The organism is Pseudomonas sp. S2_B07 (assembly GCF_054668435.1).
Genome location: NZ_CP162769.1, coordinates 4,271,105 through 4,295,770, shown reverse-complemented (window position 1 = coordinate 4,295,770; position 24,666 = coordinate 4,271,105). Strand labels below are relative to the sequence as shown.

Annotated in this window: 15 protein-coding genes, 6 tRNA genes and 3 rRNA genes; all 24 read right to left on the bottom strand. The window is 54.2% G+C overall.

All coding sequences use genetic code 11. The features are described from left to right. Positions 1–18: 18 nt before the first annotated feature. Positions 19–2,124 carry an elongation factor G gene (gene fusA, locus AB4N43_RS19725; protein WP_027926089.1) on the bottom strand — a complete coding sequence of 702 codons (2,106 nt, stop codon included), beginning with the start codon at positions 2,122–2,124 and terminating at the stop codon, positions 19–21. Positions 2,125–2,154: 30 nt separating this feature from the next. After that, on the bottom strand, positions 2,155–2,625 hold the full coding sequence (gene rpsG / locus AB4N43_RS19720; RefSeq protein ID WP_002555493.1) for a 30S ribosomal protein S7: 471 nt from the start codon (positions 2,623–2,625) through the stop codon (positions 2,155–2,157). A 118-nt stretch (positions 2,626–2,743) separates the two neighbouring features. Continuing rightward, on the bottom strand, positions 2,744–3,115 hold the full coding sequence (rpsL, locus tag AB4N43_RS19715; protein ID WP_002555494.1) for a 30S ribosomal protein S12: 372 nt from the start codon (positions 3,113–3,115) through the stop codon (positions 2,744–2,746). Positions 3,116–3,331: 216 nt separating this feature from the next. Beyond that, positions 3,332–7,531 (bottom strand): DNA-directed RNA polymerase subunit beta', encoded by a 4,200-nt coding sequence (rpoC, locus tag AB4N43_RS19710; RefSeq protein ID WP_007896632.1) that lies wholly within the window; start codon positions 7,529–7,531, stop codon positions 3,332–3,334. 64 nt (positions 7,532–7,595) lie between these two features. Continuing rightward, positions 7,596–11,669 carry a DNA-directed RNA polymerase subunit beta gene (gene rpoB, locus AB4N43_RS19705; protein ID WP_027926088.1) on the bottom strand — a complete coding sequence of 1,358 codons (4,074 nt, stop codon included), beginning with the start codon at positions 11,667–11,669 and terminating at the stop codon, positions 7,596–7,598. 220 nt (positions 11,670–11,889) lie between these two features. Next, positions 11,890–12,255, bottom strand: coding sequence for a 50S ribosomal protein L7/L12 (gene rplL, locus AB4N43_RS19700; protein WP_027926087.1), 366 nt, complete (start codon positions 12,253–12,255; stop codon positions 11,890–11,892). Positions 12,256–12,333: 78 nt separating this feature from the next. Then, positions 12,334–12,834, bottom strand: coding sequence for a 50S ribosomal protein L10 (gene rplJ / locus AB4N43_RS19695; protein WP_027926086.1), 501 nt, complete (start codon positions 12,832–12,834; stop codon positions 12,334–12,336). A 198-nt stretch (positions 12,835–13,032) separates the two neighbouring features. After that, complete coding sequence (rplA, locus tag AB4N43_RS19690; protein ID WP_003186095.1) at positions 13,033–13,728, bottom strand: 50S ribosomal protein L1; 696 nt, start codon at positions 13,726–13,728, stop codon at positions 13,033–13,035. Continuing rightward, a complete protein-coding gene (gene rplK, locus AB4N43_RS19685) occupies positions 13,728–14,159 on the bottom strand; it encodes a 50S ribosomal protein L11 (RefSeq protein WP_007933726.1) in 432 nt (143 codons plus the stop codon). Before rplK ends, rplA begins: the two co-directional genes overlap by 1 nt. Positions 14,160–14,276: 117 nt before the next feature. Next, positions 14,277–14,810, bottom strand: a complete 534-nt coding sequence (nusG, locus tag AB4N43_RS19680; RefSeq protein WP_007896622.1) for a transcription termination/antitermination protein NusG — start codon at positions 14,808–14,810, stop codon at positions 14,277–14,279. 9 nt (positions 14,811–14,819) lie between these two features. Further along, positions 14,820–15,188, bottom strand: a complete 369-nt coding sequence (gene secE / locus AB4N43_RS19675; RefSeq protein WP_007896620.1) for a preprotein translocase subunit SecE — start codon at positions 15,186–15,188, stop codon at positions 14,820–14,822. Between the two features lie 45 nt (positions 15,189–15,233). Further along, positions 15,234–15,309 (bottom strand) — tRNA-Trp (locus AB4N43_RS19670). A gap of 53 nt (positions 15,310–15,362) precedes the next feature. Next, positions 15,363–16,556 (bottom strand): elongation factor Tu, encoded by a 1,194-nt coding sequence (tuf, locus tag AB4N43_RS19665; RefSeq protein WP_027924378.1) that lies wholly within the window; start codon positions 16,554–16,556, stop codon positions 15,363–15,365. Positions 16,557–16,640: 84 nt separating this feature from the next. Continuing rightward, positions 16,641–16,716: transfer RNA gene (locus tag AB4N43_RS19660), tRNA-Thr, on the bottom strand. Positions 16,717–16,742: 26 nt separating this feature from the next. Continuing rightward, positions 16,743–16,816, bottom strand: a tRNA-Gly gene (locus tag AB4N43_RS19655). A gap of 24 nt (positions 16,817–16,840) precedes the next feature. Beyond that, positions 16,841–16,925 (bottom strand) — tRNA-Tyr (locus AB4N43_RS19650). A gap of 144 nt (positions 16,926–17,069) precedes the next feature. Further along, on the bottom strand, positions 17,070–17,510 hold the full coding sequence (locus AB4N43_RS19645; protein WP_027924379.1) for a hypothetical protein: 441 nt from the start codon (positions 17,508–17,510) through the stop codon (positions 17,070–17,072). Positions 17,511–17,517: 7 nt separating this feature from the next. Further along, positions 17,518–18,267, bottom strand: coding sequence for a pantothenate kinase (locus AB4N43_RS19640; protein ID WP_027924380.1), 750 nt, complete (start codon positions 18,265–18,267; stop codon positions 17,518–17,520). Then, entirely contained in the window at positions 18,257–19,216 is a 960-nt protein-coding gene (gene birA, locus AB4N43_RS19635) for a bifunctional biotin--[acetyl-CoA-carboxylase] ligase/biotin operon repressor BirA (protein WP_027924381.1), read from the bottom strand. The genes AB4N43_RS19640 and birA overlap by 11 nt, the downstream gene beginning before the upstream one ends. Before the next feature lie 135 nt (positions 19,217–19,351). After that, positions 19,352–19,467, bottom strand: a 5S ribosomal RNA gene (rrf, locus tag AB4N43_RS19630). Between the two features lie 151 nt (positions 19,468–19,618). Then, positions 19,619–22,509 (bottom strand): 23S ribosomal RNA (locus tag AB4N43_RS19625). Positions 22,510–22,759: 250 nt separating this feature from the next. After that, positions 22,760–22,835: transfer RNA gene (locus tag AB4N43_RS19620), tRNA-Ala, on the bottom strand. Between the two features lie 30 nt (positions 22,836–22,865). Beyond that, positions 22,866–22,942: transfer RNA gene (locus AB4N43_RS19615), tRNA-Ile, on the bottom strand. A gap of 81 nt (positions 22,943–23,023) precedes the next feature. Then, positions 23,024–24,560, bottom strand: a 16S ribosomal RNA gene (locus tag AB4N43_RS19610). Together the 16S, 23S and 5S rRNA genes with 2 tRNA genes alongside form the textbook arrangement of a ribosomal RNA operon. Between the last annotated feature and the right edge of the window lie 106 nt (positions 24,561–24,666).

Genomic DNA, 24,666 nt, shown 5'->3' with positions numbered 1-24,666 from the left:
CTTGCCTAAAGGGCTGAATCAGCCTTGTTTTTTGGTAACAGTTTCGACGATGTGCGACGGAGCTGTATTGTATTTTTTGAATTCCATAGAGTAGCTTGCGCGACCCTGGGACATGGAACGAACGTCGGTCGCATAACCGAACATCTCGCCCAGCGGAACTTCGGCGCGAATTACTTTGCCGGAGACCGTGTCTTCCATACCCAAAATCATGCCGCGACGACGGTTAAGGTCGCCCATCACGTCACCCATATAGTCTTCAGGCGTAACAACCTCTACCGCCATGATCGGCTCGAGCAACTCACCACCGCCCTTCTGGGCCAGTTGCTTGGTCGCCATGGAAGCAGCCACCTTAAACGCCATCTCGTTGGAGTCGACGTCGTGGTAAGAACCATCAAACACGGTAGCCTTCAGGCCGATCAGCGGATAGCCGGCAACAACGCCGTTCTTCATCTGCTCTTCGATACCCTTCTGGATCGCCGGGATGTATTCCTTAGGAACCACACCACCCACGACTTCGTTCACGAATTGCAGACCTTCCTGACCTTCGTCAGCAGGAGCAAAACGAATCCAGCAATGGCCGAACTGGCCACGACCGCCGGATTGACGAACGAATTTGCCTTCGATTTCACAGTTCTTCGTGATGCGCTCACGATAGGAAACCTGAGGCTTACCAATGTTGGCTTCGACGTTGAACTCACGGCGCATCCGGTCAACCAGGATGTCCAGGTGCAGCTCGCCCATGCCGGAGATGATCGTTTGACCAGTCTCTTCATCGGTTTTGACGCGGAAAGATGGATCTTCCTGAGCAAGCTTGCCCAGAGCGATACCCATTTTTTCCTGGTCATCCTTGGTCTTAGGCTCTACGGCAACCGAAATAACCGGCTCCGGGAAGTCCATACGAACCAGGATGATTGGCTTGTCAGCGTTGCACAAAGTCTCACCAGTGGTGACGTCCTTCATGCCGATCAAGGCCGCGATGTCACCAGCGCGCACTTCCTTGATTTCTTCACGGGCGTTTGCGTGCATTTGCACCATACGACCCACGCGCTCTTTCTTGCCTTTAACCGAGTTGATCACGCCGTCGCCGGAGGCCAACACGCCCGAGTAAACTCGAACAAAGGTCAAGGTACCCACGAATGGGTCGGTAGCGATCTTGAACGCCAGAGCCGAAAACGGCTCGCTGTCGTCTGCGTGACGCTCCATTTCCTTGGTCTCGTCATCCGGGTCAGTACCCTTGATGGCAGGAATGTCGGTTGGAGCAGGCAGGTAGTCGATAACGGCGTCGAGAACCAGGGGAACACCCTTGTTCTTGAAGGAAGAACCGCAAACAGCCAAAACGATCTCACCAGCGATAGTACGCTGACGCAGAGCCGCTTTGATTTCCGCGTTGGTGAGTTCTTCACCCTCGAGGTACTTGTTCATCAGCTCTTCGCTGGCTTCTGCCGCGGCTTCAATCATGTTGCCGCGCCATTCGTTAGCCAGCTCCTGCAGTTCAGCAGGGATAGGCTTACGAACTGGAACCATGCCTTTGTCAGAGTCATTCCAGTAAACAGCTTCCATAGCCATCAGATCGATCTGACCCTGGAAGTTGTCTTCGGAACCGATGGCCAATTGAATTGGCACCGGAGTGTGACCCAGACGCTGCTTGATCTGGCCGATCACGCGCAGGAAGTTGGCACCAGCACGGTCCATCTTGTTTACGTAAACAAGACGTGGAACGCCGTACTTGTTGGCTTGACGCCATACGGTTTCCGACTGAGGCTCAACACCCGAGGTGCCGCAGAACACAACGACCGCGCCGTCGAGAACACGCAGGGAACGCTCAACTTCAATAGTGAAGTCAACGTGGCCCGGGGTGTCGATGACGTTGAAACGGTATTGGTCCTTGTGCTGCTTCTCGGAACCCTGCCAGAAGGCGGTAATAGCAGCAGAAGTAATGGTAATACCACGCTCCTGCTCCTGCACCATCCAGTCTGTGGTCGCGGCGCCGTCATGCACCTCGCCCATCTTGTGGCTTTTGCCAGTGTAAAAAAGGACGCGCTCGGTGGTGGTGGTTTTACCAGCATCCACGTGAGCAACGATACCAATGTTACGGTAGCGGTTAATCGGTGTAGTACGAGCCATAAAGCCCTCGCAAAATTAGTGACGCTGAAATTAGAAGCGGTAGTGCGAGAAAGCCTTGTTGGCTTCAGCCATACGGTGCACGTCTTCACGCTTCTTAACTGCAGCACCTTTACCTTCAGCGGCGTCCAACAGTTCGCCAGCCAAACGCAGAGCCATAGACTTCTCGCCGCGCTTGCGGGCGAAGTCTACCAACCAGCGCATTGCCAGAGCGTTACGACGGGACGGACGAACTTCGACCGGAACCTGGTAAGTAGCACCGCCTACACGGCGCGACTTTACTTCGACCAGCGGAGCGATGGCGTCGAGAGCTTTCTCGAAGATTTCCAGGGGATCGCTGTTCTTGCGTTCTTTAACTTTTTCCAGCGCGCCATAAACGATACGTTCGGCAACGGCTTTCTTGCCGCTTTCCATAACGTGGTTCATGAACTTGGCCAGGATCTGGCTGCCGTACTTTGGATCGTCAAGCACTTCGCGCTTGGCTGCTACGCGTCTTCTTGGCATGGATAAGCCCTCAAACGGTCTTCAGGTTCGCTCGGAATCGGTGCCCTTGCGGGACGCCTCCGACCTTACTCTTATCGACTCAGAAAAATAGAAAATCAGTTTTTACAAAAAGCCGCTACTACTTAGGCTTCTTGGTACCGTACTTCGAACGACCCTGGTTACGACCTTTAACGCCGGAAGTATCCAAAGAACCGCGTACGGTGTGGTAACGAACACCTGGCAAGTCTTTTACACGACCGCCGCGGATCAGTACCACGCTGTGCTCTTGCAGGTTGTGGCCTTCACCGCCGATGTACGAGGAAACCTCGAAACCGTTGGTCAGACGCACACGGCATACTTTACGCAGTGCCGAGTTAGGTTTTTTCGGCGTGGTGGTATACACACGGGTGCATACGCCACGACGTTGCGGGCAGTTCTGCAGCGCAGGCACGTCGGATTTCTCGACGATACGCTTACGCGGCTGACGTACCAGCTGGTTGATAGTTGCCATCTACTAGCTCCACTGTTGTCTTGCGACGCTATTGTCTTGCAAGAAAAGCAAAATGGCAGGAACGAATTCCCGCCAAATTTAGGGGTACAAGAGTCTAAAGAGGATCTTGTCCCCAGTCAAGGCAAGGCCCCGACCTCCCCACCCATCCAACCTCGACAAATTGTCTCGATTCGATGAACGGAGCAGCCAGGGCCTTACGCTCATTTATCGCAGAACTCAGTTACCGCTAGAGTTCAGCGCTTCGGTCAGTGCAGCTTCCACTTCACTGGCGCTTACGCGCAACGGTTTGTCAGCATCACGGCGACGCTTGCGCTCGCTGTGATAAGCCAGACCGGTACCAGCCGGGATCAGACGACCCACGACCACGTTTTCTTTCAGGCCGCGCAGGTAATCGCGCTTGCCGGTTACCGCCGCTTCGGTCAGTACGCGAGTGGTTTCCTGGAAGGAAGCCGCCGAGATGAACGATTCGGTGGACAACGACGCCTTGGTGATACCCAACAGCACGCGAGTGAACTTGGAAACGAATTTCTCGTCGCCAGCCAGACGCTCGTTCTCTACCAGAACGTGAGTCAATTCCATCTGGTCGCCCTTGATGAAACTGGAATCGCCGGATTCAGCGATTTCAACTTTACGCAGCATCTGACGCAGGATGGTCTCGATGTGCTTATCGTTGATCTTCACGCCTTGCAGACGGTAAACGTCCTGGATCTCGTTCACGATGTACTTGGCCAGCGCACTCACACCCAGCAGACGCAGGATGTCGTGTGGATCGCTCGGGCCGTCGGAGATAACTTCGCCGCGGTTTACCTGTTCGCCTTCGAAGACGTTCAGGTGACGCCACTTCGGAATCAGCTCTTCGTACGGATCGCTACCGTCGTTCGGGGTAATGACCAGACGACGCTTGCCTTTGGTCTCTTTACCGAACGCGATGGTGCCGCTGACTTCAGCCAGAATCGAGGCTTCTTTCGGACGACGTGCTTCGAACAAGTCGGCAACACGCGGCAGACCACCGGTGATGTCACGGGTCTTCGAAGTCTCTTGCGGAATACGAGCGATAACATCACCGATCGCGATTTTCGCACCGTCCGCAACACCGACCAGGGCGTTAGCAGGCAGGAAGTACTGAGCAATTACATCGGTACCCGGCAGCAAGAGATCCTTGCCATTGTCATCAACCATCTTCACAGCAGGACGGATATCTTTACCGGCAGCTGGACGATCTTTGGCGTCAAGTACTTCAATGTTGGTCATACCGGTCAATTCGTCAGTCTGACGCTTGATCGTGATGCCTTCTTCCATGCCCACGTAGGTCACGGTACCTTTCATTTCGGTAACGATTGGGTGAGTGTGCGGATCCCACTTGGCCACGATTGCGCCAGCGTCGACCTTGTCACCTTCTTTAACCGAAATCACAGCACCGTACGGCAGCTTGTAACGCTCGCGCTCACGACCGAAGTCATCAGCGATCGCCAGCTCACCGGAACGGGACACAGCAACCAGGCAACCATCCACTCGCTCAACGTGCTTCAGGTTGTGCAGACGGACGGTACCGCCATTCTTCACCTGAACGCTATCAGCTGCGGAGGTCCGGCTTGCCGCACCACCGATGTGGAACGTACGCATGGTCAGCTGGGTACCCGGCTCACCGATGGACTGGGCAGCAATAACGCCGACCGCTTCACCGATGTTCACCTGGTGACCACGAGCCAGATCACGGCCGTAGCACTTGGCGCAAATGCCGTAGCGGGTTTCGCAGCTGATCGGCGAACGCACGATCACTTCGTCGATGCTGTTCAGCTCGATGAACTCGACCCACTTCTCGTCTACCAGCGTGCCGGCAGGAACGATGATTTCTTCAGTACCTGGCTTGAACACGTCACGGGCAATAACACGACCCAATACGCGCTCACCCAACGGCTCAACAACGTCACCGCCTTCAATGTGCGGAGTCATTACCAGGCCATGCTCGGTGCCGCAATCGATCTCGGTTACTACCAGATCCTGCGCCACGTCTACCAGACGACGAGTCAGGTAACCGGAGTTCGCAGTTTTCAACGCGGTATCCGCCAAACCTTTACGAGCACCGTGAGTGGAGATGAAGTACTGAAGTACGCTCAAACCTTCACGGAAGTTCGCAGTAATCGGCGTTTCAATGATGGAACCGTCCGGCTTGGCCATCAGGCCACGCATACCGGCGAGCTGACGGATCTGCGCAGCAGAACCCCGTGCGCCCGAGTCGGCCATCATGTACATCGAGTTGAAAGATTCCTGGTCGACTTCGACGCCATGACGGTCGATGACCTTCTCTTTCGAGAGGTTGGCCATCATCGCCTTGGAAACTTCGTCGTTCGCCTTGGACCAAAGGTCGATCACTTTGTTGTACTTCTCGCCCTGGGTTACCAGGCCGGAGGCGTACTGACTTTCGATCTCTTTCACTTCGTCGGTGGCAGCACCGATGATGCGGGCTTTTTCATCCGGGATAACGAAGTCGTTAACACCGATGGAAACGCCGGAGATGGTCGAATAAGCAAAACCGGTGTACATCAACTGGTCAGCGAAAATCACGGTCTCTTTCAAACCAACCACGCGGTAGCACTGGTTGATCAGCTTGGAGATCGCCTTTTTCTTCATCGGCTGGTTGACGACGTCGTACGACAGACCAGGTGGAACAACCTGGAACAACAGCGCACGGCCGACGGTGGTGTCGACGATACGGGTGTTCTTGACGCTGCCACCATCACGATCGTTGACGGTTTCGTTGATCCGCACTTTGACTTTAGCGTGCAGTGCGGCTTCGCCGGCACGGAACACACGGTCAACTTCCTGCAGATCCGCGAACACACGACCTTCGCCCTTGGCGTTGATCGCTTCACGAGTCATGTAGTACAGACCCAATACAACGTCCTGCGAAGGAACGATGATTGGCTCACCGTTGGCTGGCGACAGAATGTTGTTGGTCGACATCATCAACGCACGCGCTTCCAACTGGGCTTCCAGTGTCAGCGGTACGTGCACGGCCATTTGGTCGCCGTCGAAGTCGGCGTTGTACGCAGCACAGACCAGAGGGTGCAGCTGGATAGCCTTACCTTCGATCAGTACCGGTTCAAACGCCTGGATACCCAGACGGTGAAGGGTCGGTGCACGGTTGAGGAGAACCGGGTGTTCGCGAATCACTTCAGCGAGAACGTCCCAAACTTCCGGCAGCTCGCGCTCGACCATCTTCTTGGCAGCTTTGATGGTGGTCGCAAGACCACGCATTTCCAGCTTGCCGAAAATGAACGGCTTGAACAGCTCGAGAGCCATCTTCTTCGGCAGACCGCACTGGTGCAGACGCAGGGTCGGACCTACGGTAATTACCGAACGACCGGAGTAGTCAACACGCTTACCGAGCAAGTTCTGACGGAAACGACCTTGCTTACCCTTGATCATGTCAGCCAGGGATTTCAGAGGACGCTTGTTCGAACCGGTGATAGCGCGGCCACGACGACCGTTGTCGAGCAGTGCGTCGACGGCTTCCTGCAACATACGCTTTTCGTTGCGCACGATGATGTCCGGAGCGGACAGATCAAGCAGGCGCTTCAAGCGGTTGTTACGGTTGATCACTCGACGATACAGATCGTTGAGGTCGGAAGTCGCGAAGCGACCGCCATCCAGCGGGACCAGTGGACGCAGATCTGGCGGCAGAACCGGCAGAACGGTCAGCACCATCCACTCTGGAAGGTTGCCGGAACCCTGGAAGGCTTCCATCAACTTCAGACGCTTGGACAGCTTCTTGATTTTGGTTTCGGAGTTGGTTTGCGGAATTTCTTCACGCAGACGGCCAATCTCGTGTTCCAGGTCGATAGCGTGCAGCAGCTCACGGACAGCTTCGGCACCCATGCGGGCATCGAAATCGTCGCCGAACTCTTCCAGCGCTTCGAAGTACTGCTCGTCGTTGAGCAGCTGACCTTTTTCAAGGGTGGTCATGCCTGGATCGATAACGACATAGCTCTCGAAGTAGAGAACGCGTTCGATATCACGCAGGGTCATGTCCATCAGCAAGCCGATACGCGACGGCAGCGATTTCAGGAACCAGATGTGGGCAACTGGCGAGGCCAGTTCGATGTGCGCCATGCGCTCACGACGAACTTTAGCCAGCGCGACTTCAACGCCGCACTTCTCGCAGATCACACCACGGTGCTTCAAGCGCTTGTACTTACCGCACAGGCACTCGTAATCCTTTACCGGGCCAAAGATCTTGGCGCAGAACAGGCCGTCACGTTCAGGTTTGAACGTACGGTAGTTAATGGTTTCCGGCTTTTTAACTTCACCGAACGACCACGAACGGATCATCTCAGGCGATGCCAATCCAATACGGATGGCGTCGAACTCTTCGACTTGACCCTGGTTTTTCAGCAAATTCAGTAGGTCTTTCAAGGCCTTTCCTCCTGGCGGAGCAGAGAGCGGGCAATCCTGCCCCGCTCTCGATTCGCGTCACGTGTTATTCGGTTTCCAGATCGATATCGATGCCGAGGGAACGAATTTCCTTGATCAACACGTTGAAAGACTCGGGCATGCCCGGCTCCATACGGTGATCGCCATCCACGATGTTTTTGTACATCTTGGTACGGCCGTTCACATCGTCCGACTTCACTGTGAGCATTTCTTGCAGAGTGTAAGCGGCACCGTAAGCTTCCAGTGCCCAGACCTCCATCTCCCCGAAACGCTGACCACCGAACTGCGCCTTACCACCCAGCGGCTGCTGGGTAACCAGGCTGTACGAACCGGTAGAACGAGCGTGCATCTTGTCGTCTACCAAGTGGTTCAGCTTCAGCATGTACATGTAGCCAACAGTAACCGGGCGCTCGAACTTGTTGCCGGTACGGCCGTCGGTCAGCTGCATCTGGCCGCTTTCCGGCAGGTCTGCCAGTTTCAGCATGGCCTTGATTTCGCTTTCCTTGGCGCCGTCGAACACTGGAGTGGCCATTGGAACGCCGCCACGCAGGTTCTTCGCCAGATCCAGGATTTCCTGGTCGGAGAAGCTATCCAGATCTTCGTTACGACCGCCGATCTGGTTGTAGATCTCGTCCAGGAAGGTACGAAGCTCAGCCACTTTGCGCTGCTCTTCGATCATCCGGTTGATCTTCTCGCCCAGACCTTTGGCCGCGAGGCCGAGGTGGGTTTCAAGGATCTGACCAACGTTCATACGCGAAGGTACGCCCAACGGGTTGAGGACAACGTCGACCGGGGTGCCATTGGCATCGTGCGGCATGTCTTCAACCGGCATGATCACGGAGACCACACCTTTGTTACCGTGACGACCGGCCATCTTGTCGCCCGGCTGAATGCGGCGACGGATTGCCAGGTAAACCTTGACGATTTTCAGCACGCCTGGAGCCAGGTCATCGCCCTGCTGCAGTTTGCGCTTCTTGTCTTCGAACTTGTCGTCCAGCAGACGGCGACGATCAACGATGTAGGCCTGAGCCTTCTCGAGCTGCTCGTTCAGAGCATCTTCAGCCATGCGCAGTTTGAACCACTGACCATGCTCAAGACCGTCGAGAACTTCGTCGGTGATGTCCTGACCTTTCTTCAGACCGGCGCCGCCTTCGGCTTTGTGGCCGACCAGAGCGGAACGCAGACGTTCGAAAGTTGCGCCTTCAACGATACGGAACTCTTCGTTCAGATCCTTGCGGATCTCGTCGAGTTGAGTCTTCTCGATCGACAGTGCACGAGCATCACGCTCAACGCCGTCGCGGGTGAAGACCTGTACGTCGATGACGGTACCCTTGGTGCCAGTAGGCACGCGCAGGGAGGTGTCTTTAACGTCGCTGGCTTTTTCACCGAAGATGGCACGCAACAGCTTCTCTTCCGGAGTCAGTTGGGTCTCGCCTTTCGGAGTGACCTTACCGACCAGAATGTCGCCTGCGCCAACTTCAGCACCTACGTAAACGATACCGGCTTCGTCCAGTTTGTTCAGTGCAGCTTCACCCACGTTCGGGATGTCTGCAGTGATTTCCTCTGGCCCAAGCTTGGTGTCACGCGCCACACAGGTCAGTTCCTGAATGTGGATCGTGGTGAAGCGATCTTCCTGAACCACACGCTCGGACAGGCAGATGGAGTCTTCGAAGTTGAAGCCGTTCCATGCCATGAACGCAATGCGCATGTTCTGACCCAGAGCCAGTTCACCCATGTCGGTGGACGGACCGTCAGCCATGATGTCGCTACGCTGAACCCGATCACCTTTACGCACCAGCGGACGCTGGTTGATGCAGGTGTTCTGGTTGGAGCGGGTGTACTTGGTCAGGTTGTAGATGTCGACACCAGCTTCGCCGGTTTCAACTTCGTCATCAGCAACACGAACCACGATACGGCTGGCGTCGACAGAATCGATAACACCGCCACGACGAGCCACGACGCAAACGCCGGAGTCACGAGCTACGTTACGCTCCATGCCGGTACCGACCAGCGGCTTGTCAGCGCGCAGGGTTGGTACAGCTTGACGCTGCATGTTCGAACCCATCAACGCACGGTTGGCGTCATCGTGCTCGAGGAACGGGATCAGCGACGCAGCAACCGAAACTACCTGCTTCGGCGATACGTCCATCAAGGTGACGTCTTCAGGCGCCTTGACGGTGAACTCGTTCAAGTGACGAACAGCTACCAGCTCGTCGATCAGGACTTTTTTATCGTTCATCGTGGCCGAAGCCTGAGCGATCACGTGATCAGCTTCTTCGATGGCGGACAGGAACACGATCTCGTCGGTGACCAGAGCGTCTTTCACCACACGGTACGGGCTCTCGAGGAAGCCGTACTGGTTGGTGCGCGCATAGGCAGCCAGGGAGTTGATCAGACCGATGTTCGGACCTTCCGGCGTTTCAATCGGGCATACACGACCGTAGTGAGTCGGGTGTACGTCACGAACTTCAAAGCCGGCACGCTCACGAGTCAAACCGCCAGGGCCGAGTGCAGACACACGACGCTTGTGGGTGATCTCGGACAGCGGGTTGTTCTGGTCCATGAACTGGGACAGCTGGCTGGAACCGAAGAACTCTTTCACCGCCGCAGCCACTGGCTTGGCGTTGATCAGGTCTTGCGGCATCAGGCCTTCGCTTTCAGCCATCGACAGACGCTCTTTGACCGCACGCTCAACACGTACCAGGCCAACGCGGAACTGGTTCTCGGCCATTTCGCCTACGCAGCGAACACGACGGTTACCCAAGTGGTCGATGTCATCGACGATGCCTTTACCGTTACGGATGTCGACCAGAGTCTTCAGTACCGCGACAATGTCTTCTTTGCACAACACACCCGAACCTTCGATCTCGGTACGACCGATACGACGGTTGAACTTCATCCGGCCGACCGCAGACAGGTCATAGCGCTCAGGGCTGAAGAACAGGTTGTTGAACAGAGTCTCGGCAGCGTCTTTGGTTGGCGGCTCGCCTGGACGCATCATGCGATAGATCTCGACCAGCGCTTCCAATTGGTTGCTGGTGGAGTCGATCTTCAGAGTGTCGGAGACAAACGGACCGCAGTCGATATCGTTGGTGTACAGAGTTTCGATGCGAACAACCTGGGCCTTGGCGATTTTCGCGAGGATCTCGGTGTTCAGCTCGGTGTTGCACTCTGCCAGGATTTCGCCGGTTGCCGGATGCACGATGACCTTGGCGGTAGTGCGACCCAGGACGTAGTCCAGAGGCACTTGCAGCTCTTTGATCCCTGCTTTTTCCAGCTGGTTGATGTGGCGAGCGGTGATACGACGACCTTGCTCGACAATAACCTTGCCTTTGTCATCCAGGATATCCAGGACAGCAATTTCACCACGCAGACGCTGAGGCACCAGTTCCAGGCTGAGGTTTTCACCTTGCACGTGGAAGACGTTGGTGGTGTAGAACGCATCCAGCACTTCTTCAGTGGTATAGCCCAGCGCGCGCAGCAATACCGATGCAGGCAGCTTGCGACGACGGTCGATACGCACGAACACGCAGTCTTTCGGGTCGAACTCGAAGTCCAACCACGAACCGCGGTAAGGAATGATGCGCGCGGAGTACAGCAGTTTGCCGGAGCTGTGCGTCTTGCCACGGTCGTGGTCGAAGAACACGCCCGGGGAACGGTGCAGCTGGGAAACGATTACACGCTCGGTACCGTTGATTACGAAGGTACCGTTCTCAGTCATCAGGGGGATTTCACCCATGTAGACTTCTTGCTCTTTAATGTCCTTGATCGCTTTGTTCGACGATTCTTTGTCGAAAATGATCAGGCGCACTTTTACCCGCAAAGGTACGGCGTAAGTTACACCGCGCAATACGCATTCTTTGACATCAAATGCCGGTTCGCCCAGGCGATAACCGACGTACTCCAGCGCAGCATTGCCGGAGTAGCTGATGATCGGGAAAACGGATTTGAAGGCCGCATGCAGGCCCACGTCGCGGAACTGATCTTTAGTCGCTCCCGCTTGCAAGAATTCACGATACGAATCCAGCTGGATGGCCAGGAGGTACGGCACATCCATGACGTCCGGCAACTTGCTAAAGTCCTTGCGGATACGTTTTTTCTCAGTATATGAGTAAGCCATCAGCGTTCCCCAGCTTGGTCACCTGCTTGTTTGGCCCCTCCCGACGGGAGCAGCCAGAAAATCGTGCAAACCCCATGGTTTGCGCCACCACATCGGGTGGTTACAGCTCGTTATCAGCACCGACCCAGTCGGCTGCCAATAACGGAAAAAGGCCGGTGGCAAGAGCCACCAGCCATCAGCCTTTCGCTTTACGCTCGGGCTGGAGGAGCAAAGTCGATGCTTACTTCAGCTCGACTTTAGCGCCTGCTTCTTCCAGAGTAGCTTTGGCTTTGTCAGCTGCGTCTTTCGAAACAGCTTCCAGAACCATGGCAGGAGCGCCGTCAACTACAGCCTTGGCTTCTTTCAGGCCCAGACCGGTCAGTTCACGTACTGCCTTGATCACGTTTACTTTCTTCTCGCCAGCTTCGGTCAGCATGACGTTGAATTCGGTTTGCTCTTCAACAACAGCGGCAGCAGCAGCTGGACCAGCCGATGCAGCAGCAGCGGTAACGCCGAATTTTTCTTCGAAAGCTTTGATCAGCTCAACAACCTGCAGAACCGACATTTCAGCTACGGCGTTGAGGATATCGTCTTGGGAGATAGACATTGCTGTATTTCCTGAATTGGGGGACGGCCTACGCGGCCATCGAAATAAACAAAAATACGCGAAAGGAGATGTTCAGCCTTAGGCTGCAACAGCTTCTTTTTGGTCGCGAACTGCAGCCAGAGTACGAGCCAACTTGCTGGTAGCGCCTTGAATCACGCTCATCAGCTGAGAAATTGCTTCGTCACGGGTCGGCAGTGTTGCCAGTACGTCGATTTGGTTAGCTGCGAGGAACTTGCCCTCGAACGCAGCTGCCTTGATCTCGAACTTATCCTGACTCTTGGCGAATTCCTTGAACAAACGGGCAGCAGCGCCAGGATGATCCTTGGAGAACGCGATCAGAGTCGGGCCGGTGAACACGTCGTTGAGGACACTGTATTCAGTGTCAGCAACAGCGCGCTTGAGCAGGGTATTACGTACAACACGTACGTAAACGCCAGCTTCACGAGCCTCTTTACGGAGTCCGGTCATCGCGCCTACTGTTACGCCACGGGCATCAGCCACGACAGCGGACAGAGCGACTTTGGCAGCCTCGTTGACTTCAGCGACGATGGCCTTCTTGTCTTCGAGATTAATTGCCACGGGTTTAACTCCTGCTTGTTACCGTTTCATCTGGCCGAAGCCGGATGTCGTTTTGGTGTCTGATTCGGTAAGGAACCGGGAGCACCATCTGCGTAGGCTTGAGGTTTAAGACTTGCGTCGCCTACGGTCTTGGATAGCCCCCGCCAGGCAGGGACCCCAATCTTTCAATTGGCGCGATCGCTCGCGCCAACCTGTGTCTTACGCGTCGAGCGAGCTTTGGTCGATGACCAGACCTGGGCCCATAGTGGTGCTCAGGGTAACGCGCTTGACGTAAATGCCTTTCGAGGAAGCTGGCTTGATACGCTTCAGATCAGCGATCAGGGCTTCAACGTTTTCCTTCAGCTTGACGGCGTCGAAGCCGATCTTGCCAACGGAAGTGTGGATGATGCCGTTTTTGTCGGTGCGATAACGAACCTGACCAGCTTTGGCGTTTTTAACCGCGGTAGCTACGTCTGGAGTTACGGTGCCGACTTTAGGGTTAGGCATCAGGCCGCGTGGACCGAGGATCTGACCCAACTGACCAACAACGCGCATTGCATCCGGGGATGCGATAACTACGTCATAGTTCAGGTCGCCGCCTTTCATTTCGGCAGCCAGGTCGTCCATACCTACACGGTCAGCGCCGGCAGCCAGAGCGGCCTCAGCAGCTGGACCCTGGGTGAACACAGCAACGCGAACGGTCTTGCCAGTGCCGTGTGGCAGCACAGTAGCGCTACGAACAACCTGGTCAGATTTACGCGGGTCAACACCCAGGTTAACAGCAACGTCGAACGACTCGCTGAACTTGACAGTCGACAGCTCAGCCAGCAGAGCAGCAGCGTCTACAAAGTTGTAGGCCTTGCCTGCTTCGATTTTGCCGGCGATAGCCTTTTGACGCTTGGTCAACTTAGCCATTACACACCCTCCACGTTAAGGCCCATGCTACGAGCAGAACCGGCGATAGTACGCACGGCTGCTTCCATATCAGCTGCAGTCAGATCCGCGTTTTTGGTTTTCGCGATTTCTTCCAGCTGAGCACGGGTCACGGTGCCAACCTTAACGGTGTTCGGACGAGCGGAACCGCTAGTCAGACCAGCAGCCTTCTTCAGCAGAACCGAAGCAGGGGTGGACTTGGTTTCAAAAGTGAAGCTACGGTCGCTGTAGACAGTGATGATCACTGGAGTCGGCAGACCTGGCTCAAGACCCTGAGTACGGGCATTGAAGGCCTTGCAGAATTCCATGATGTTCACGCCGTGCTGACCCAGAGCAGGACCAACAGGTGGGCTTGGGTTAGCCTGAGCGGCCTTCACTTGCAGCTTGATGTAAGCGGTAATTTTCTTGGCCATGAGGCACTCCAATTACGGGTTCAAACGCCTCGAAAGGCTCCCCGGTTACTTGCGCGTTTATCCCAGTGACGACAAAACCCCACAGCCTAGGGCTGCGGGGTTGGGATGCTTGCTCAGCTAGACCTTTTCGACCTGGCTGAACTCTAGCTCTACCGGGGTAGAGCGACCGAAAATGAGCACTGCCACTTGGATCCGGCTCTTCTCGTAGTTAACTTCTTCAACCGTGCCAGTAAAATCAGCAAACGGCCCGTCATTGACCCGTACCGACTCGCCCGGCTCGAACAATGTCTTCGGCTTCGGCTTATCACTACCATCAGCAACGCGACGCAGAATTGCTTCTGCCTCTTTATCTGTAATTGGCGCAGGCTTATCGGCAGTACCGCCAATGAAGCCCATCACCCGAGGCGTATCCTTGACCAAGTGCCAAGTACCCTCGTTCATATCCATCTGTACCAGCACGTAACCTGGGAAGAACTTGCGCTCGCTTTTGCGCTTCTGGCCATTACGCATTTCAACCACTTCTTCAGTGGGAACCAGAATTTCGCCGAAGCCATCTTCCATGCCAGCCAGCTTTACGCGCTCTACCAACGAGCGCATGACATGCTTCTCGTAACCGGAGTAAGCATGCACAACGTACCAACGCTTAGCCACGGGACACCCTTAGCCGACAATCAAGGAAACAAGCCAGCCGAGGAGGGAATCAAGCCCCCACAACAGCAACGCCATAACCAGAACAACAGCCACAACAATCAACGTGGTCTGCGTGGTTTCTTGGCGAGTTGGCCATACGACTTTACGAATCTCAGTGCGAGCTTCCTTAACCAGTACAAAGAAAGACTTGCCCTTGACTGTCTGCAGGCCTACAAAGGCAGCTACAGCAGCAATGACGAGCAGTGCAAGTACACGGTACAGGATCGGCGAAGCAGAGTAATACTGATTGCCAACAACGCCAACAACCACCAAAGCGACTACTACTAGCCACTTGAGCAGATCGAAGCGAGAGCCTTGAGCTTCAGCTTTAGGAGTCATCTATGAAGATCCTGTGAAAAGAAAGCCAGACACACCAAGTGAATCTGGCAGGTCAGGAGGGAATCGAACCCCCAACCTACGGTTTTGGAGACCGTCGCTCTGCCAATTGAGCTACTGACCTAAAACAAAATCAGGCCGACCATTATGCCGGCCCGAAAAAGACATTACAACAATTTACTCGATGATTTTGGCTACGACGCCAGCGCCGACGGTACGACCGCCTTCACGGATAGCGAAACGCAGACCATCTTCCATCGCGATGGTTTTGATCAGGGTAACAGTCATCTGAATGTTGTCACCTGGCATTACCATTTCAACGCCTTCTGGCAGCTCGCAGTTACCAGTCACGTCAGTAGTACGGAAGTAGAACTGTGGACGGTAGCCTTTGAAGAACGGAGTATGACGGCCGCCTTCTTCCTTGCTCAGAACGTAAACTTCTGCGGTGAACTTGGTGTGCGGCTTAACCGAACCCGGCTTAACCAGAACCTGGCCACGCTCAACGTCGTCACGCTTGGTGCCGCGCAGCAGCACGCCGCAGTTCTCGCCAGCACGACCTTCGTCGAGCAGCTTGCGGAACATTTCAACACCGGTGCAGGTGGTGACGGTAGTGTCACGCAGACCAACGATTTCCAGTGGATCCTGAACGCGAACGATACCGCGCTCGATACGACCAGTCACAACAGTACCGCGACCGGAGATCGAGAATACGTCTTCGATTGGCATCAGGAACGGCTTGTCGGTCAGACGAACTGGTTCTGGGATGTAGCTGTCCAGAGTCTCAACCAGTTTACGAACGGCAGTGGTGCCCATTTCGTTGTCGTCTTTGCCTTCCAGAGCCATACGCGCCGAACCGATGATGATCGGAGTGTCGTCGCCCGGGAAGTCGTAAGTGCTCAGCAGATCGCGCACTTCCATCTCAACCAGTTCCAGCAGCTCAGCGTCGTCTACCAGGTCAGCCTTGTTCAGGAAAACCACGATATACGGAACGCCTACCTGACGGGACAGCAGGATGTGCTCACGGGTTTGTGGCATCGGACCATCAGCGGCCGAGCAAACCAGGATAGCGCCGTCCATCTGGGCAGCACCAGTGATCATGTTCTTCACATAGTCAGCGTGACCTGGGCAGTCAACGTGAGCATAGTGACGAATCTTCGAGTTGTACTCGACGTGTGCGGTGTTAATGGTGATACCGCGAGCTTTTTCTTCTGGCGCGCTGTCGATTTTATCGAAATCAACGATGGCCGAACCGAAAACCTCGGAGCAAACGCGAGTCAGAGCAGCAGTCAGCGTAGTCTTACCATGGTCAACGTGACCGATAGTACCAACGTTAACGTGCGGCAGCGAACGATCGAACTTTTCCTTAGCCATCGAAACAACCCCCAACAAAAGAATTGAGCAAGTAATATCAACCATTAAAACAAAGGCAGATATTTTCATATCTGCCTTGTTATATGGAGCTCTTGAGCGGATTTGAACCGCTGACCTCACCCTTACCAAGGGTGTGCTCTACCAACTGAGCTACAAGAGCGTAACACTTTGCAGGATCTGCAAACTTGGAGCGGGTAGCGGGAATCGAACCCGCATCATCAGCTTGGAAGGCTGAGGTTCTACCACTAAACTATACCCGCGGAGCTTGCAGCTCTCGCTAAAATTGGTGGAGGGGGAAGGATTCGAACCTTCGAAGTCGTAGACGTCAGATTTACAGTCTGATCCCTTTGGCCGCTCGGGAACCCCTCCTAAGCGAGCCGGCATTCTACATCATGCCAGCCTTCTGTCAAGCATTTTTCTCATTAAAAACCTGAGGTTAGCTGCATTGACACCGCTTCCGCACTGCTGACCGCTAAAGGTCTTCACTGCGAAGCGGGCGCCATTCTATGCAAACTATTCAGCCGGTGCAACCCCCTCACACGGCATTATTTTATGTTTTAACTCATTGAATTCTTTAGAAAGGTTTAGCAGCTGCAAATCATCCAGCAAACGCTGGCTTTCGGGGGCTACACGCACCCAATAACCAGACGACTCGACGGCGTCTTTCGGCAAAGACTGATACTTGACGCCTATCTCTCCCAGTCGGCGCCCTACCAGCAGGACGGTCTCCTGGCGAGCAAAGCCCCCCAAATAGAGACAACCATTAACCGCCTCTGCGGATTTTCCTTTATCTCGAGTCGTTTCCGCCGCCTCGCTTAACAAGCGAATATCCTGTTGCGCCCCTCGGTACAAGCTCAAAGGCGTTACATCTTTCGCCCGCAGCGGGGCCTCTTGTTGATGCCAAATGTAATAGAAGACGTTGAGTACGAGCAGCAAGAGGAACAACCAGCGCATAAAAACCTCAGGACAATGGACATGCCATCGCTAAACCTACAAAAATCAGGTCTGGAACCAGCCTGGCTTCGGGCACGATTCCGGAAACCAGCGTCGCATCGCCCCCGGTAAGGAATACAGTAAACTCATCCCCCCAGTAACTACGCGCCAACTCCAACTGAGTCAGGACAAACCCCCTCAGCATAAGAGAGCACCCTCGCTCTACCGCTTCGACGGTTGTACGGCCAGGAGCGAGACTTTCGAGCGCTCGCTCGGCAGCCAGGTCACCGTATCGAATTTTTCGAGTATGGGTTCGCAACTGGTTGCGCATTAAGGGCATCCCAGGACAGATAAAGCCACCGAGGTGCTCCCCGTCCGCTGCAATGAAGTCGGCCGTCACAGCGGTACCGAAATCAAGCACCAGACACGCGCCGGAAGCCAGATGAAACCCTCCGAGCATCGCAAGCCAGCGATCGAGACCCAGCCGCTCAAACTCGTCATACCCGTTGCGTACTCCGGCCATTTCGCGGGCTGGAGTCGCGCACACCACGGATACACCGAAAGCTTGCGTCAATATAGAAGCTAAAGCAGCGGTTTCTTCAGCCGTTCTAACGCTGACCAACCGACAATGCTTAAGTGCGAGCCCATCTAGATTGCTCAAGCCCTCCAACAAAGCATCATCCGAATCAACCACACCTTCACTAAACACTCGCCGGACATCTGCACAGAGCACACGCCATTTGATAAAACTGTTTCCACAGTCGAGCTCAAGAATCATCGCGCAACCTCAAACTGAGCTCACCACCACTAAAGACTTTTTCAACGCCATTTACTTTCAAGCGCAAAGCCCCCTGACTGTCGATACCCAATACCTCACCATCTATCTGGCTTACGCCGGCAATCAAAGACACTGCCCGCCCCTGCCAAAGATGGTTTTGCTCCCACTCCGACTGGATAGAGGAAAATCCGTCTAACTGGTGTCGAGCCAGGTATTTCTGGAGCATCGAGCCCAATTCCGAAACCAGGTGATTGCGGTCAAAGGCCTTACCTGACTCCAGACGCATTGACGTCCATAGCTGATCAACCTCTTCAGTCATCTGCATATTGACGTTTATTCCAACACCCAGCACTACGTGACAGACATCCGCAGGATCACCCACCAATTCGAGCAATATCCCGGCGATCTTTTTCTGCCCCACCAAAACATCGTTGGGCCATTTTAATCCCGCTCCTGGAACACCGAGCGCTCGCAATGTCTGCATGACAGCAAGACCGACAACGAGGCTCAAACCCTCCAGCTGCCGCATTCCACCATCAATGCGCAATACCAGGCTGTAATAGACGTTCTCTGCAAAAGGGCTGACCCACTTGCGCCCTCGCCGCCCGCGACCAGCTGTCTGGCGCTCGGCAAGCACCAAAAATGGCGCAGCCTGACCACGCTCGATAGCGCGCAAGGCCTCAGCGTTGGTGGAGTCTATTGAGTCGAAGAGCAAAATTGGCCAGCCACAAGCAGGCGCCTCGTCCGATATGGCGACAGGATCCAATAGCGTCAACGGTGCAGCCAGCTGATATCCGCGACCGCGCACCTTATGAACTGACAAGCCAAGCTCAGCCTCTAGATGCTGAAGCTGCTTCCACACCGCACTACGACTGATCCCCAGTGCAGCACCCAGGGTCTGGCCCGAATGGAACCGGCCATCTTTAAGAAGCTTTAACAACGTCAGCATGCAAGTCTCGCCTCACAATGAGGCCCGCATGATAGCCATGCCCCGAGCCGTTGCATAGAAAACCGACAAGACGGATTTCCAGCGGGCAAAACAAAACCCCTACCTGCATACGCAGATAGGGGTTTCGGAATTTAATCTTGACGATGACCTACTCTCACATGGGGAAACCCCACACTACCATCGGCGATGCATCGTTTCACTGCTGAGTTCGGGATGGGATCAGGTGGTTCCAATGCTCTATGGTCGTCAAGAAATTCGGTAGCCAGGTCGTTTTCTCTTGCGAGATCACGCTCCAGCGAATGGGTATGCAATAGATTTGTGTGTTTCGTTTCGAATTTTCGACTTTGTATCGTCTTCACACACCGCAATCTGGCCTTTCGACGCAAATTGCTTGGGTGTTATATGGTCAAGCCTCACGGGCAATTAGTATTGGTTAGCTCAACGCCTCACAGCGCTTACACACCCAACCTATCAACGTCGTAGTCTTCGACGGCCCTTCAGGGGACTCAAGGTCCCAGTGAGATCTCATCTTGAGGCTAGTTTCCCGCTTAGATGCTTTCAGCGGTTATCTATTCCGAACATAGCTACCCGGCAATGCCACTGGCGTGACAACCGGAACACCAGAGGTTCGTCCACTCCGGTCCTCTCGTACTAGGAGCAGCCCCTCTCAAATCTCAAACGTCCACGGCAGATAGGGACCGAACTGTCTCACGACGTTCTAAACCCAGCTCGCGTACCACTTTAAATGGCGAACAGCCATACCCTTGGGACCGGCTTCAGCCCCAGGATGTGATGAGCCGACATCGAGGTGCCAAACACCGCCGTCGATATGAACTCTTGGGCGGTATCAGCCTGTTATCCCCGGAGTACCTTTTATCCGTTGAGCGATGGCCCTTCCATACAGAACCACCGGATCACTAAGACCTACTTTCGTACCTGCTCGACGTGTCTGTCTCGCAGTCAAGCGCGCTTTTGCCTTTATACTCTACGACCGATTTCCGACCGGTCTGAGCGCACCTTCGTACTCCTCCGTTACTCTTTAGGAGGAGACCGCCCCAGTCAAACTACCCACCATACACTGTCCTCGATCCGGATAACGGACCTGAGTTAGAACCTCAAAGTTGCCAGGGTGGTATTTCAAGGTTGGCTCCACGCGAACTGGCGTCCACGCTTCAAAGCCTCCCACCTATCCTACACAAGCAAATTCAAAGTCCAGTGCAAAGCTATAGTAAAGGTTCACGGGGTCTTTCCGTCTAGCCGCGGATACACTGCATCTTCACAGCGATTTCAATTTCACTGAGTCTCGGGTGGAGACAGCGCCGCCATCGTTACGCCATTCGTGCAGGTCGGAACTTACCCGACAAGGAATTTCGCTACCTTAGGACCGTTATAGTTACGGCCGCCGTTTACCGGGGCTTCGATCAAGAGCTTCGCGTTAGCTAACCCCATCAATTAACCTTCCGGCACCGGGCAGGCGTCACACCCTATACGTCCACTTTCGTGTTTGCAGAGTGCTGTGTTTTTAATAAACAGTCGCAGCGGCCTGGTATCTTCGACCGGCATGGGCTTACGCAGTAAATGCTTCACCCTCACCGGCGCACCTTCTCCCGAAGTTACGGTGCCATTTTGCCTAGTTCCTTCACCCGAGTTCTCTCAAGCGCCTTGGTATTCTCTACCCAACCACCTGTGTCGGTTTGGGGTACGGTTCCTGGTTACCTGAAGCTTAGAAGCTTTTCTTGGAAGCATGGCATCAACCACTTCGTGTTCTAAAAGAACACTCGTCATCAGCTCTCGGCCTTAGAATCCCGGATTTACCTAAGATTCCAGCCTACCACCTTAAACTTGGACAACCAACGCCAAGCTGGCCTAGCCTTCTCCGTCCCTCCATCGCAATAACCAGAAGTACAGGAATATTAACCTGTTTTCCATCGACTACGCTTTTCAGCCTCGCCTTAGGGACCGACTAACCCTGCGTCGATTAACGTTGCGCAGGAAACCTTGGTCTTTCGGCGTGGGTGTTTTTCACACCCATTGTCGTTACTCATGTCAGCATTCGCACTTCTGATACCTCCAGCAAGCTTCTCAACTCACCTTCACAGGCTTACAGAACGCTCCTCTACCGCATCACCTAAGTGATACCCGTAGCTTCGGTGTATGGTTTGAGCCCCGTTACATCTTCCGCGCAGGCCGACTCGACTAGTGAGCTATTACGCTTTCTTTAAAGGGTGGCTGCTTCTAAGCCAACCTCCTAGCTGTCTAAGCCTTCCCACATCGTTTCCCACTTAACCATAACTTTGGGACCTTAGCTGACGGTCTGGGTTGTTTCCCTTTTCACGACGGACGTTAGCACCCGCCGTGTGTCTCCCATGCTCGGCACTTGTAGGTATTCGGAGTTTGCATCGGTTTGGTAAGTCGGGATGACCCCCTAGCCGAAACAGTGCTCTACCCCCTACAGTGATACATGAGGCGCTACCTAAATAGCTTTCGAGGAGAACCAGCTATCTCCGAGCTTGATTAGCCTTTCACTCCGATCCACAGGTCATCCGCTAACTTTTCAACGGTAGTCGGTTCGGTCCTCCAGTTAGTGTTACCCAACCTTCAACCTGCCCATGGATAGATCGCCCGGTTTCGGGTCTATTCCCAGCGACTAGACGCCCTATTAAGACTCGCTTTCGCTACGCCTCCCCTATTCGGTTAAGCTCGCCACTGAAAATAAGTCGCTGACCCATTATACAAAAGGTACGCAGTCACCCAACAAGTGGGCTCCCACTGCTTGTACGCATACGGTTTCAGGATCTATTTCACTCCCCTCTCCGGGGTTCTTTTCGCCTTTCCCTCACGGTACTAGTTCACTATCGGTCAGTCAGTAGTATTTAGCCTTGGAGGATGGTCCCCCCATATTCAGACAAAGTTTCTCGTGCTCCGTCCTACTCGATTTCATGACTAAGAGATTTTCGCGTACAGGGCTATCACCCACTATGGCCGCACTTTCCAGAGCGTTCCGCTAATCTCAAAGCCACTTAAGGGCTAGTCCCCGTTCGCTCGCCACTACTAAGGGAATCTCGGTTGATTTCTTTTCCTCAGGGTACTTAGATGTTTCAGTTCCCCTGGTTCGCCTCTTAAGCCTATGTATTCAGCTTAAGATAACCATCTTATGATGGCTGGGTTCCCCCATTCAGACATCTCCGGATCAAAGTCTGTTTGCCGACTCCCCGAAGCTTTTCGCAGGCTACCACGTCTTTCATCGCCTCTGACTGCCAAGGCATCCACCGTATGCGCTTCTTCACTTGACCATATAACCCCAAGCAATCTGGTTATACTGTGAAGACGACATTCGCCGAAAATTCGATAATACTCAATTAAGAGCAACTCACAAATTTTACCTTAGCCTGATCCGTTACCAGTGAAAGTAACGTTCAGTCTATCTTTCTATCACATACCCAAATTTTTAAAGAACGAACTAGTCAAAGACTAGAAATCAACATTCACCATCTCAACGATGGAATGCTCATTTCTAAGCTTTCTTACTAACAGAAGCAGTAGTGGTGGAGCCAAACGGGATCGAACCGTTGACCTCCTGCGTGCAAGGCAGGCGCTCTCCCAGCTGAGCTATGGCCCCGTATTTCTACAGGCGTTTCCCACACAAAATTGGTGGGTCTGGGCAGATTCGAACTGCCGACCTCACCCTTATCAGGGGTGCGCTCTAACCAACTGAGCTACAGACCCAATTTCGGGCTGCTTCTTTCGTCTTCTTCAATGAATCAAGCAATTCGTGTGGGAACTTATGGAGCAGCTGATGTCGTCGATTAAGGAGGTGATCCAGCCGCAGGTTCCCCTACGGCTACCTTGTTACGACTTCACCCCAGTCATGAATCACACCGTGGTAACCGTCCTCCCGAGGGTTAGACTAGCTACTTCTGGTGCAACCCACTCCCATGGTGTGACGGGCGGTGTGTACAAGGCCCGGGAACGTATTCACCGCGACATTCTGATTCGCGATTACTAGCGATTCCGACTTCACGCAGTCGAGTTGCAGACTGCGATCCGGACTACGATCGGTTTTCTGGGATTAGCTCCACCTCGCGGCTTGGCAACCCTCTGTACCGACCATTGTAGCACGTGTGTAGCCCAGGCCGTAAGGGCCATGATGACTTGACGTCATCCCCACCTTCCTCCGGTTTGTCACCGGCAGTCTCCTTAGAGTGCCCACCATAACGTGCTGGTAACTAAGGACAAGGGTTGCGCTCGTTACGGGACTTAACCCAACATCTCACGACACGAGCTGACGACAGCCATGCAGCACCTGTCTCAATGTTCCCGAAGGCACCAATCCATCTCTGGAAAGTTCATTGGATGTCAAGGCCTGGTAAGGTTCTTCGCGTTGCTTCGAATTAAACCACATGCTCCACCGCTTGTGCGGGCCCCCGTCAATTCATTTGAGTTTTAACCTTGCGGCCGTACTCCCCAGGCGGTCAACTTAATGCGTTAGCTGCGCCACTAAGAGCTCAAGGCTCCCAACGGCTAGTTGACATCGTTTACGGCGTGGACTACCAGGGTATCTAATCCTGTTTGCTCCCCACGCTTTCGCACCTCAGTGTCAGTATCAGTCCAGGTGGTCGCCTTCGCCACTGGTGTTCCTTCCTATATCTACGCATTTCACCGCTACACAGGAAATTCCACCACCCTCTACCATACTCTAGCTCGTCAGTTTTGAATGCAGTTCCCAGGTTGAGCCCGGGGATTTCACATCCAACTTAACGAACCACCTACGCGCGCTTTACGCCCAGTAATTCCGATTAACGCTTGCACCCTCTGTATTACCGCGGCTGCTGGCACAGAGTTAGCCGGTGCTTATTCTGTCGGTAACGTCAAGATTGCAACGTATTAGGTTACAACCCTTCCTCCCAACTTAAAGTGCTTTACAATCCGAAGACCTTCTTCACACACGCGGCATGGCTGGATCAGGCTTTCGCCCATTGTCCAATATTCCCCACTGCTGCCTCCCGTAGGAGTCTGGACCGTGTCTCAGTTCCAGTGTGACTGATCATCCTCTCAGACCAGTTACGGATCGTCGCCTTGGTGAGCCATTACCTCACCAACTAGCTAATCCGACCTAGGCTCATCTGATAGCGCAAGGCCCGAAGGTCCCCTGCTTTCTCCCGTAGGACGTATGCGGTATTAGCGTCCGTTTCCGAGCGTTATCCCCCACTACCAGGCAGATTCCTAGGCATTACTCACCCGTCCGCCGCTCTCAAGAGAAGCAAGCTTCTCTCTACCGCTCGACTTGCATGTGTTAGGCCTGCCGCCAGCGTTCAATCTGAGCCATGATCAAACTCTTCAGTTCAAACATCTTTGGGTTTTTAAGAAACCCTAAACTTGGCTCAGCAATCGTTGGTTACATCTTTGATTTCTCGCGGAGTAACTTGTGATGCTGATAATCTTGTTGACTA

Coding starts and splice junctions, on each gene's coding strand:
- fusA (WP_027926089.1), bottom strand. CDS start 2,124: ATGGCTCGTACTACACCGATTAACCGCTACCGTAACATTGGTATCGTT.
- rpsG (WP_002555493.1), bottom strand. CDS start 2,625: ATGCCAAGAAGACGCGTAGCAGCCAAGCGCGAAGTGCTTGACGATCCA.
- rpsL (WP_002555494.1), bottom strand. CDS start 3,115: ATGGCAACTATCAACCAGCTGGTACGTCAGCCGCGTAAGCGTATCGTC.
- rpoB (WP_027926088.1), bottom strand. CDS start 11,669: ATGGCTTACTCATATACTGAGAAAAAACGTATCCGCAAGGACTTTAGC.
- rplL (WP_027926087.1), bottom strand. CDS start 12,255: ATGTCTATCTCCCAAGACGATATCCTCAACGCCGTAGCTGAAATGTCG.
- rplA (WP_003186095.1), bottom strand. CDS start 13,728: ATGGCTAAGTTGACCAAGCGTCAAAAGGCTATCGCCGGCAAAATCGAA.
- rplK (WP_007933726.1), bottom strand. CDS start 14,159: ATGGCCAAGAAAATTACCGCTTACATCAAGCTGCAAGTGAAGGCCGCT.
- secE (WP_007896620.1), bottom strand. CDS start 15,188: ATGACTCCTAAAGCTGAAGCTCAAGGCTCTCGCTTCGATCTGCTCAAG.
- tuf (WP_027924378.1), bottom strand. CDS start 16,556: ATGGCTAAGGAAAAGTTCGATCGTTCGCTGCCGCACGTTAACGTTGGT.
- AB4N43_RS19645 (WP_027924379.1), bottom strand. CDS start 17,510: ATGCGCTGGTTGTTCCTCTTGCTGCTCGTACTCAACGTCTTCTATTAC.
- AB4N43_RS19640 (WP_027924380.1), bottom strand. CDS start 18,267: ATGATTCTTGAGCTCGACTGTGGAAACAGTTTTATCAAATGGCGTGTG.
- birA (WP_027924381.1), bottom strand. CDS start 19,216: ATGCTGACGTTGTTAAAGCTTCTTAAAGATGGCCGGTTCCATTCGGGC.